We start from the raw sequence: 10,537 nt of genomic DNA on the forward strand, positions 1-10,537 counted from the left end.
CCGGGTGAGCCCGGCGAAGGGATCATGGAGCTCTTCCGTGTCAGCCCAAACCCGGGTGATGATCGCCCCGACCGTCCGCCATGCGATTCGCATCAACTGGGTTGCCGCGGTTTTCGAGGTTTGCGTGGCCAGCCACGCGACATATGAATCGAAGTGGCGGGTGTGGCCGGCCTGATGCCGCGCCCATGGCACCGCAGCCACGATCACACCGTGCTCCCGGCACGACACCCGCGGGGCATCCGCCTCCAGAAAGACCCGGGTCGAGCCGAAATCCAATCCCCGCCACCGGCGGCGGCCTGCTCCGTCGTCGTAGCGCGGGCAGCGCTTCTGGCAGCTCCCACACCGGTTCCGCATCGACCTGGTCAGTCGCACCGACGCAACAAAAACGCCCGCTACCAGGTCGAGATCAACGTCCTCGACCACTGTCTTGTCGACACCGAGCAAAGTCCGCCATATTGTTAGAGACCGCACGCCGTTTTCCCGCCTATAAAGTTTCTTTCCTTTGACAGTCAGAAACCTAGACAGGAAGCGGCGTGCGGCCGTTAAGGCGCTCCGAAACACCCACGGATANCGTTTACTTCACACGGCGGATGCGAGGTGAGGGCCGTGTGACCGATGCCCGCGGCGGACAGTTAAACGGATTGCGCCGTGGCCCCTCTCCTCCTTCACAATATGGGTTTCATCGGGTTATCCACAGAGCGATGACTGGTGCCGACCTGCGGCATGGAATGTCAGTGGATACCCGTAGCGTCTCCCTCATGAAGCCGACTTATGGCGAGAAGTGCGAGGCCCGGGGCGACACTTCGAGGCGATTCAAGCGATTCAGGCGACGCAGGCGGAGTCCGCCCGAGTCGACGCCCGATTCGCCGCGCAGGTCAGTGGAGCCCGCCGGTCTTCCGAGATCACGGCCCGGAACGCGACTCGGGGGAGCTCCGTGCACCTGCCCGACGGGACGCTGAAGAAGACGTCACCGACCGGGCGCATCCTCCTCAGCGAACCGGCCACGATCATCCGCCCGGCGAGGCATCCGGCGGAGAAGGAGGAGAAGCCGGAGAAGGAGGAGAAGCCGGAGAAGAAGGAGAAGCCGGAGAAGAAGGAGAAGGCGGAAGAGTAGAAGGTGAAGAAGGCGCGGCAGCCGGAGTCGGACGTGCCGGCGCCGTTCTGATCGGGCGGAACAGGCGTCGTGCCACCTCGGGGCGGGCGCGGTGGATCGACATGACGACGATGACGACGATAGCCGTGGCGATGGCCACCCGGGTAAGCGGAATCGACGGGACCAGCAAGCGGAGGGTGAGGGCCATCGGCACCAGAAGCCATTCCCAGCGGCCGCTGAGGGCGATGAACGGCAGCAGCAGCAGGGCATACCAGGAGTACCGCGGGCTCAGAATGAGCAGCGCACTGCCGATCATGACAAGTTGGCCCAGCCAGGGCTGGTCGGGGTCCGTCTTCCAGATCACGAGCACGGCGATGACGAAAAGCAGCACACCGGCAACGATGACGGCCGAGCCGCCCGGGGCGACCAGCGAGAGCAGGGCGAAGCGGGTGCCGTCCTCGTACCCTTCCTCGGAGAGGTAGCCGGGCAGATAGCCGAGCACCCCGATACCGGTGGTCAGCACATACGGCACGTACAGCAGCAGGAAGGTGGCCACGGCGGCCACGGCGACCTTCCACCCCTGGCGCCGCAGCATGGCAGGGGCCGCGAGCACGGGAATCAGCTTGGTCGCGATCGCCGCGCCGAGCGCGATCCCACCGCTCCAACAGCGCCGGCCGGTGACCAGGAACACCGCGCTCAACGTGAAGACGACGCCGAGCATGTCGATGTGGGAATTCGTGACCGCTTCCGTGGCCACGAGCGGACACCAGGCCCAAAGCGCGGCGAACCGCTGGTCGATGCCGCGGCGGCGCATCCCGACCAGCAGCATCACCGTGGTGCCGACGCTGAGCAGGAGGCCCGTCAGTTGCAGGGGCCAGTACTCCGCATCCGGCCCGGTGACCGCCCGGACGCCGGCGAAGAAGATCTCGGCGGCCGGCGGATAGATCGTGGGCACTCCGGTGCGGTTCAGTGCCGAACAGAGAATCTCGTCGGACTCACTTTTCAGCGCCGTCTGGATGCGTTCGCCGACGCACACGAGATCGCCGGCCGCGGTCAGCTCCGGAGCCGGAAACAACCAGTCGGGGCGCAGGGCGTCGAGCCGATCGTCGGCCGGCGTGTAGGCATACGGCGAAATGCCCGCGGTGGCGACGATGCCGTCCCAGGCGTAGCGCGCGGAGTCCGTGCTCGTGTTCGGCGGACCGACCATGGCCGCGGCCCCGATCCCGACCGAACCCGCCAGGATCAGCACGACCACGGCCCGGCCCCGCACCCCGCGCAGTAGGACCACGGCGAGCGCGAAAAGCAGCCACAGCCCGCTGGTGCAGATGACCAGAGGGACCGTGTCGCGTCCCGGCTTGAACAGGTCATACGCGAGCACGCTGAAGGCCGTCAGGGCCGCACTGGCGGCAAGGAGGAGGGAGACAACGGCGATACGCACCCTGCCATCCTGACGGAACCCGGGCATTCGGGCCCAACCGTCCCGGTGCGCGTCACCGGACCGTAAGGATTGCGCCGCCTCTCCGGGCACCCCGGATGATGCAATGGAACCATGAGACGAATGATGTACGAGGCCCAGCGCGCGCTGGCCTCCCCGGTGCGCAATCCCCGGCTGGCGGTCGTGATCGGCCGGCTGCTCGGCGCCGCGTTCATCGTCTGCTTCGGCACCGGCCTGTACAGCCATTTCCTGCAGGAGCCGCTGCCGTGGATGCGGTTCCCGACCCGGCCCGCGTCGCTCTACCAGATCACCCAGGGCACGCACATCGTGGCCGGCATCGCATGCTTCCCGCTGCTGCTGGCCAAGCTCTACATCGTCTTCCCCGACCTGTTCCAGTGGCCGCCGGTGAAATCGTTCCTACACCTGCTCGAACGCGCGTCGATCGCCCTCTTCGTGGGCGCATCCCTGGTGCAGATCACCATCGGCCTGATCAACACCTACCAGTGGTACCCGTGGCCCTTTCCCTTCCGCGAGGTGCACTACGCCCTCGGCTGGGTGTTGGTGGGACTGCTGGTACTGCACATCGGCATCAAGCTGCCGATCATCACACGGTTCTGGAACGGGCGCGCCGCTGCCGAGCACGAGGCAACGGATGCCGCGAGCGACGTTGAGTCACCGGCCGACGTCGAGGCGGTGCGGCTCTGGGGCAGCGGACGTCCGTCCGGTGTGACGGGCCGGTTGATCGCCTGGATCGACGCCACGCCCTCGTTCGTGAGCGAGACGAAGACCGTGAGCGAGACGACGACCGTGAGTCGCCGGGGCTTCCTCACCACCGTCGGAATCGCCTGCGCCGCCGTGGTGGGGCTGACCGCCGGCCAGACCTTTGCGCCTCTGGACGCGGTGAACGTGTTCGGTCCGCGCAAGAAGGGCGTCGGCCCGCAGGGCCTCCCGGTGAACCGCACGGCCGAGGAGGCAAAGGTCACCGCGTCGGCCGTCGCCGCCGGCTGGGTGCTCACCCTCGCTGCCGGTGGCGTGGAGCGCAGCTTCAGCCGCGCCGAGCTCGAGGCCCTGCCGCAGACCGAGGTGGAACTGCCGATCGCCTGCGTCGAGGGCTGGAGCCAACTGGCGCTCTGGCGCGGGGTTCGCCTGTCGGAACTGGCCGACCTGGTCGGCGCCGACACCGGCGCATCCTTTCGCCTGATCAGTCTCGAAGAGCGCGGCAGCTTCAAGAAGACCGAGATGGGACCGGAATACGTGCGGGACCCGCTGACCCTGGTGGCGCTCGAGCTGAACGGCGAGACGCTCGACCTGCAGCACGGTTACCCGGCACGCATGATCGCCCCGGGACGGCCCGGAGTGCTGCAAACCAAATGGCTGAGCCGGATCGAGGCGATCACCGCATGAACACCGCAGGTATGACAACAGCACGCGGGACCACCGCGCTCCCCCACGCCGGCGACCGACGGATGCGCGCAGCCCGCACCACGCTGATTCTGCTCGGCACGTCCGGGCTCCTCTTCGGCCTCTACGTTCTGTTCGACACAGTGCGGATCACCCGATTGCCCGGGGTGGCGCTCTGGATCGGCGCGGCGATCGTGCTGCACGACGCCGTGCTGGCGCCCCTGGTCTTCTTCTGCGGCCTTCTGCTGCGCCGCGCGGGGCGCCGCGTCACGGGCACGATCGTGCTGGTCGTGCAGGCCGCCATCGTGGTCGGCTCGATCATGACGCTGATCGTGGTGCCCGCGATCGTCGCCCGGTCTCTCACCTCGAACAATCCGAGCATCCTTCCGCTCGACTACGGTCGGAACCTCGCTCTGTTCTGGGTGGCCGTCGCCCTGGTCGCGACGGTCTGGTCGGTCGTGCTCTACGCTCGCAGCAGGCGCGCGAACCAGCGGCCGTCCAGCCGCCAGTCCTGAGTCACGACCAGACCGGTCGCTCCGGCACGATCGCGGAGGCCGTTAATGCCGATTTCCGCCCAGGGGAACACGGCGCTGCGGCTCCCGGTTGAATCCTCGATGGTGCCGAGGTAGCTGTCGTCCCGGGCCGGGTCGTGGCTGAGTTCGACCAGGAGAACGCCGTCCGGCGCCAGCAGGTCGGCGCAGCGCGTGAGCAGAACAGATGCGTCGCCGCCGATTCCGATGTTGCCGTCGACGAGCAGCGCGGCCGCCCAGCCACCCTCCAGCGGCAGAGGGTCGAAGACGCTGCCCTGCAACACGTCGAGGCCGGCGTCTGCGGCCATGCGCACGGCGGTCGCCGACACGTCGAGGCCGAGCGCGGTCAGCCCCAGCCCCATGGCGGCCCGCACCATGCGGCCGGGGCCGCAGCCGATGTCGAGCACCGGGCCGGTGATCCCGTCGAGCAGGCAGAGGTCGGTGTCGTCGGCGTCGGCGCTCCACCGGCCGGCGTCGATGGTGGCGTGCTCGCCGGAGGATATCCGGCGCAGGTAGAGCACGTTGTCGGCGTTCCTTAGCGCGGCGGCATAGGGCTCCGCGCCGCCGGCACCGAAGGTGGTCGGTTCGGCCCACTCCCCCTCGAGTTGTGCGGCCAGCAGCGTCATCGGAAATTGTCCGTCGGGCTCGGCGGCATCATGGCGGCCAGGGCCGCGGCGAATCTGCCGGTGGGCGCGATCCCCGCCACCCGGTGGGCGTCTTCGATGGTGTCCACATCGGTGAGGGTAGGCAACAGGTTCACGCGCAACCCGGCATCCGTCAGCCGTTTCAGCTGCACAGCGCCAGTATCGTCCCGGGACATCGGCACGCCGCGGATCAGGTCGCCGGTCGGGTCGTTCAGGGCGAGCGCCCAGAATCCGCCGTCGTTCGCGAAGCCGAACCAGGCATCCACGTCATCGGTCCAGTCGGTGAAGACGGGTTCAAGCAGGGCGGAGGTGACCTGCGGGGTGTCCATGCCGACCAGCAGCATGGGACCCTCGCAGGCGTCGAACACGGCCGCGAGCCGCAGGTCGAGGGTGCCCTCCACCTGTGGCAGGATCTCGTAGCCGGCGGCTGCGTTCGGCGCAATCACACCGTCGAAGGCCAGGATGCGGCGGGTCGCGGGCAGGGCGGCGACCGCGGCGAGAGTGTCGTCGAGGCTGGCCGCCGCCAGATCGGCGGCCTGTTCGAGGCTCAGCGGCGGGTGCAGCCGGGTCTTCACCCGACCGGGAAGGCATTCCTTGGCGATCACGACGATGGTCGTCATCGGCGCGTCTCCCGGAGGAGGGCGGACATGTCATTGACCGCGGTCAGGGTGCCGCGCACGGTTCCGGTCACCTTGCTGCGGCCGACCCTGGGCGAATACGTCGTGTCAACCTCGAGAATGCGCCAGTTCGCCGACGCCGCCTTCAAGAACATCTCCAGCGGATACCCGCTGCGGCGGTCCTGGAGATTGAGGTCCAGCACGGATTCGCGGAGCGCGGCGCGCATGGGGCCGAGGTCATGGATGTTCACCCCTGTTATTCGGCGCAGACGCCAGGACAGACTGGAATTGGCGAGGCGCGCGTGCAGCGGCCAGGATTTGGCGGTCGCGGGCCGGCGGCGGCCGAGCACCAGGTCGGCGGATCCGGCCCGCACGGGATCGACCAGGAGCGGCAGTTCGGCCGGGTCCATCGACGCGTCGGCGTCGCAGAAGGCGACAATCGGCGCGGTGGCCGCCAGGAGGCCCGCGTGAGCGGCGGCGCCGAAGCCGCGGCGCGCCTCGTGCACGACCTGGGCGCCGGCCATGGCGGCGATCTCGGCCGATCCGTCGGTCGAGCCGTTGTCGACGACGATGGCCCGATATCCCTCCGGGAGCCGCGACAGCACCCAGGGCAGGGCGTCGGCTTCGTTCAGGCATGGCAGCACGAGGTCCACCTGGAACACAGTCATGACTCGACACTATGGGGGCCGGCTCCGCCGAAACGGCGAAAGAGATTACGGAGTGAGGAAGAAACGGTGTCGCCTGCTCCGGCCCGGCACACCCGGTGCCCGCCGCTCTATCCTGATTTCGTGCCTTCTTCCCTGCCCCCGGGCGATTTGCGCCCGCTACCGCCTCTCGAGCGCCGCATCCTCGTCGTCGACGACGACCCGACGGTGTCCGAGATCGTCTGCCGGTATCTGCGGGCGTCCGGGTTCGTGGTCGACGAGGCGGCAGACGGCTTGGACGGGCTCGCGAAAGCCGAACAGCTGCGGCCAGACCTGGTCGTGCTCGACCGGATGCTGCCACTCCTGGACGGAATCGAGGTGTGTCGGCGCATCCGCGGGGACTGGGAGATCCCGGTGATCATGTTGACCGCCCTCAACCAGGAGGAGGACCGCATCGACGGCCTCGAGGCCGGCGCCGACGACTACCTGACCAAACCGTTCTCCCCGCGCGAGCTCGTGCTGCGGGTGCAGTCGGTGCTGCGCCGGAGCACCGCGCCCGCCGTGCCGGCCGGGCTGGTCTCGGTCGGCGACTTCGCCCTGGACGCGCAGGCGCACGAGGTGCGGCTGCGCGGCGAGCCGCTGGTGCTCACCGCGCGGGAATTCGACCTGCTGGCCCACCTGATCAGGCGTCCGCACACCGTGCTCAGCCGGGAGGACCTGCTTCGTTCGGTCTGGGGCTGGGAGTTCGGCGACCTGTCCACGGTGACGGTGCACGTGCGCCGGCTGCGGGAGAAGATCGAGGCTGACCCGGCGCAGCCCCGGCTGCTGAACACGGTCTGGGGGGTCGGCTACCGGTTCGACCCGGTTCCGCTGGCTCCCACGGGGCGGCAGTCATGACACCGGATGTGCTCCTCACGGTCTCCCTGTTCACGCTGGCCTGCGCGGTGGTCGTCGGCGGCGCCGGCCTGCTCACCCTGCGCCTGCTCTCCCGCACCTCCCTCGTACTGAAGCTGATGGTGATCGCCCTTGCCACGGTGGTGTCGGTCGTCGGCGGGATGGCGGCGGTCGCCTCGCAGACATACGTCTCCCGGCACGACCTCACGGTCTTCTACTCCGTGGCCAGTGTCGCCGGCCTGGTGTCGCTGGCCATGGCCGCGGTGCTCAACCGTCAGCTCGCCCGGGACATCCGCTCCCTGCGCTCGGCCGCGGCCAGCATCGGGCCCGGCGAACGGGTCGCTGCGACCGACCGGCACAGCAACAACGAGTTCACGGCGCTGGCCGGGGAGCTGGCCGCGACCGGGGAACACCTCGCCGAATCCCGTGTCCGCGAGAATCAGATCGAGGAGTCACGGCACGAGCTGATCGCCTGGATCTCCCATGACCTGCGCACGCCGCTCGCGGGCATCCGTGCCATGGCCGAAGCCCTCGAGGACGGCATGGTCGAGGACCCGGAACGGTACTACACGCAGATGCGCGGGCAGGTGGACCGGCTCACGGGTATGGTCGACGACCTGTTCGAGCTGTCGAAAATCCACTCCGGCACCCTGCGCCTGAGGCTGCAGCCGGTCTCGCTCTACGACCTGATCAGCGACACCGTCGCCGGACTCTGGCCGATCGCCCAGGCCAAGTCGCTCGACCTGCGATTCGCCGGAGAGAAGGGGCTGACCATCCTCGCGGACCCGCGCGAACTGTCCCGGGTGGTCGGCAACCTCGTCATGAACGCCATCCAGCATTCGCCGGCCGGCAGCTCGATCGTGGTCTCGGTCACGGCCAGCACCGGATCGGGTGCCGGTGCCACCGACCACGCCGTGATCTCGGTAACGGATGCCGCTGGCGGCATCCCCGAGCAGGACCTCAGCCGGGTCTTCGAAACCGGCTGGCGGGCGAGCGGTCCGCGCACCCCGGTGGCCGAACCGTTGGGCACCGGCGGCGCTGGTCTCGGCCTGGCCATCGTGCAGGGGATCGTGCGGGCGCACCACGGCGAAGTGCGGGTGCTGAACGTGCCCGGCGGGTGCCGGTTCGAGGTGCTGTTGCCGCGGCATCCGATCGCTACGCGCTGATCCGCGCCGGACGCCCCGAACGAATTCGACGGAGATTTTGACTGAATCGGCGCCAGAAGCGCCGAAAAAGCCGGTTCACACGAAAATCTCCGTCGAATTGGTTCATACCGGGGCTACCGGGTGACGGCGGCGCGCAGGGGCGCGTTCGCGAAAGCGCGCATGCCCTCCTCGAATGAAATGCTGGGTGCCCAGTCCAGTTCGCGGCGGAGTCGCCCCGAAGAGGCAGTGATGTGGCGCACATCGCCGAGCCGGAATTGCCCGGTGACGACGGGGGTCGGTCCGTCGGTGGCCACGCTGAGGGCCGCGGCCATCTCGCCGATGGTGTGCACGACGCCGCTGCCCACGTTGAAGGGGCGGAAGGTGGACGGCTCGGTGCCTGCGGTCCAGTCGAGCGCGGCGAGGTTGGCCGAGGCGACGTCGGCGACGTGCACGAAGTCGCGACGCTGGCCGCCGTCTTCGTAGACCCGTGGGGCCTCGCCGCGTTCCAGGGCCGAGCGGAACAGCGACGCGACACCCGCGTAGGGCGTGTTCTGCGGCATCCCCGGCCCGTAGACGTTGTGGTAACGGAGCGCCGCGGCCCGGCCTCCGGTGACGCGGGCCCACGCCGACGCGAGGTATTCCTGTCCCAGCTTGGTGCTCGCGTAGACGTTGCGCGGGTCGAGCGGGTCGTCCTCGGAGATGAGCAGTGGCTCGAGGGCCTCACCGGTGGCCTCATCGACGGGGTCGAACACGCCCCGCAGCAGATCGGCCTCGCGGCGCGGTCCCGGACGCGTGAACCCCTCCGGGCCGCGGTAGCTTCCCTCCCCGTAGACCACCATCGAGGAGGCCAGCACGAACCGGTTGATCCCGGCCTCGGTCATCGCCGCGAGCAGAACGGACGTGCCGACCTCGTTGCTGTGCACATAGTCGGGGGCGTCGGCGAAGTCCACGCCGAGGCCGACCTTCGCGGCCTGGTGACAGACGGCATCCGTGTCGCGGAGAGCGAGCGCGACGACGGATGCGTCGGTCACGTCGCCGACGATCACGTCAACACCGTTCGGCAGCACCGGGAGTCCACCGTGCACGTCACTGCGAAGGGAGTCGAGCACCCGTACCTGCCAGCCGCGGGCGAGCGCGTCCCGGACGATCGCGCCGCCGATGAAACCGGCCCCACCCGTGACGAGCAGGCGCCGGGTCACGCGTCGGCTCCGGCCGGCGCGGCAGGGGCAGGTGCAGGTGCAGGTCGACGATCGAGCACGACGCCGACCTGCTCGGGGGCGATCAGCTCGCGGGGGGCGAAATTCTCGGGCAGGGCACGCAGGATGCCGTCGATTGCGGCCAGGATCCTCGGCTGGGCGGCCCGGAGACGCGTGAAGACCAGGCTGGCGGAAACGGTATCCGGGTCGGCCTCGGCCTGAGGTGTGATGGTCTGAGCGGTGTCGGTTTGAACGTTGGGCACCGGGGCCAGGCCTGCGTCGGCGTCGGTGACGAAGGAGAGATTGACCGTGCCCATGTTGAGTTCGGCGGCCAGGACGACCTCCGGGTACTGCGTCATGTTGACGGTGTGCGCGCCCGCGGCGCGGAACCAGAGCGATTCCGCCCGGGTGGAGAACCGCGGGCCCTGAATCACGACGCAGGTGCCGGTGGGTGCGAAGTTCTCCTCCAGCGCCGCGAGCGCGCCGATCGCGAGGCGGCGCAACTCCGGATCGAACGGGTCGGCCGCGGCCAGGTGCGCGACCGTGCCCTGGTCGTAGAAGGTGTCGGCACGGCCCGAGGTGCGGTCGATGAACTGGTCGGTCACCACCAGCATCCCCGGCGGGTATGCGGGGCTGACGCCGCCGACGGCCGACGAGGAGATGATGGCCTTCACGCCCAGCGACGCGAGCGCCCAGATGTTGGCCCGATAGTTGATCAGGTGCGGCGCCACCGAATGGTCGCCGCCGTGCCGGGCCAGGAAGGCGACCCGCCGGCCGGCCCGCAGTCCGATGGTGATCGACGCCGAGGGAGGGCCATAAGGCGTGATGATGTCGACGGATGTCTCGGTGCCGGCGTCGAAGAGCCGGTACAGTCCGGACCCGCCGATGACGGCGACGCCCACGTCGGCGGCGCTGGTGGTGCTGGTGGTCTCGATCAC

At 69.0% G+C, this 10,537-nt stretch carries 11 protein-coding genes; 4 read left to right on the top strand and 7 right to left on the bottom strand.

Annotation, left to right across the window (positions count from 1 at the left end; all coding sequences use genetic code 11):
* Together E3T40_RS01555 and E3T40_RS01560 are read right to left on the bottom strand one after the other, a co-directional pair.
* Positions 1-471, bottom strand: a 471-nt coding sequence (locus E3T40_RS01555) for a helix-turn-helix domain-containing protein (protein WP_241981633.1), incomplete at its 3' end; no start/stop codon positions are given.
* A gap of 536 nt (positions 472-1,007) precedes the next feature.
* A complete protein-coding gene (locus tag E3T40_RS01560; RefSeq protein ID WP_134542488.1) occupies positions 1,008-2,531 on the bottom strand; it encodes a glycosyltransferase family 87 protein in 1,524 nt (507 codons plus the stop codon).
* 111 nt (positions 2,532-2,642) lie between these two features.
* Here E3T40_RS01560 and E3T40_RS01565 point away from each other — a divergent pair, with 111 nt between their 5' ends.
* Both E3T40_RS01565 and E3T40_RS01570 read left to right on the top strand, forming a co-directional pair.
* On the top strand, positions 2,643-3,932 hold the full coding sequence (locus tag E3T40_RS01565; RefSeq protein ID WP_104171422.1) for a molybdopterin-dependent oxidoreductase: 1,290 nt from the start codon (positions 2,643-2,645) through the stop codon (positions 3,930-3,932).
* An 11-nt stretch (positions 3,933-3,943) separates the two neighbouring features.
* On the top strand, positions 3,944-4,444 hold the full coding sequence (locus tag E3T40_RS01570; RefSeq protein ID WP_134542489.1) for a hypothetical protein: 501 nt from the start codon (positions 3,944-3,946) through the stop codon (positions 4,442-4,444).
* Here the strand turns inward: E3T40_RS01570 and E3T40_RS01575 are convergent.
* From E3T40_RS01575 to E3T40_RS01585, 3 genes are read right to left on the bottom strand one after another with little or no spacing between them, the layout of a single operon-like run.
* Positions 4,393-5,085, bottom strand: coding sequence for a bifunctional 2-polyprenyl-6-hydroxyphenol methylase/3-demethylubiquinol 3-O-methyltransferase UbiG (locus tag E3T40_RS01575; RefSeq protein WP_104194450.1), 693 nt, complete (start codon positions 5,083-5,085; stop codon positions 4,393-4,395). The two genes, E3T40_RS01570 and E3T40_RS01575, sit on opposite strands and share 52 nt — an antisense overlap.
* Positions 5,082-5,723, bottom strand: a complete 642-nt coding sequence (locus tag E3T40_RS01580; RefSeq protein ID WP_104171420.1) for a DUF2064 domain-containing protein — start codon at positions 5,721-5,723, stop codon at positions 5,082-5,084. The genes E3T40_RS01575 and E3T40_RS01580 overlap by 4 nt, the downstream gene beginning before the upstream one ends.
* Positions 5,720-6,388 (bottom strand): glycosyltransferase family 2 protein, encoded by a 669-nt coding sequence (locus tag E3T40_RS01585; RefSeq protein ID WP_104099192.1) that lies wholly within the window; start codon positions 6,386-6,388, stop codon positions 5,720-5,722. Before E3T40_RS01585 ends, E3T40_RS01580 begins: the two co-directional genes overlap by 4 nt.
* Positions 6,389-6,508: 120 nt before the next feature.
* On the opposite strand from E3T40_RS01585, the gene E3T40_RS01590 reads away from it, so the two are divergent.
* Together E3T40_RS01590 and E3T40_RS01595 are read left to right on the top strand one after the other, a co-directional pair.
* Entirely contained in the window at positions 6,509-7,261 is a 753-nt protein-coding gene (locus E3T40_RS01590) for a response regulator transcription factor (RefSeq protein WP_233194046.1), read from the top strand.
* A complete protein-coding gene (locus E3T40_RS01595; RefSeq protein ID WP_134542490.1) occupies positions 7,258-8,424 on the top strand; it encodes a sensor histidine kinase KdpD in 1,167 nt (388 codons plus the stop codon). The genes E3T40_RS01590 and E3T40_RS01595 overlap by 4 nt, the downstream gene beginning before the upstream one ends.
* A 113-nt stretch (positions 8,425-8,537) precedes the next feature.
* Here the strand turns inward: E3T40_RS01595 and E3T40_RS01600 are convergent, their stop codons facing one another.
* Both E3T40_RS01600 and E3T40_RS01605 read right to left on the bottom strand, forming a co-directional pair.
* Positions 8,538-9,602, bottom strand: a complete 1,065-nt coding sequence (locus E3T40_RS01600) for an NAD(P)-dependent oxidoreductase (protein ID WP_134542491.1) — start codon at positions 9,600-9,602, stop codon at positions 8,538-8,540.
* Positions 9,599-10,537, bottom strand: coding sequence for an MTAP family purine nucleoside phosphorylase (locus tag E3T40_RS01605; RefSeq protein WP_134542492.1), 939 nt, complete (start codon positions 10,535-10,537; stop codon positions 9,599-9,601). The genes E3T40_RS01600 and E3T40_RS01605 overlap by 4 nt, the downstream gene beginning before the upstream one ends.

It is taken from the genome of Cryobacterium sp. TMT1-19 (assembly GCF_004403055.1).
Lineage (GTDB): Bacteria > Actinomycetota > Actinomycetes > Actinomycetales > Microbacteriaceae > Cryobacterium > Cryobacterium sandaracinum.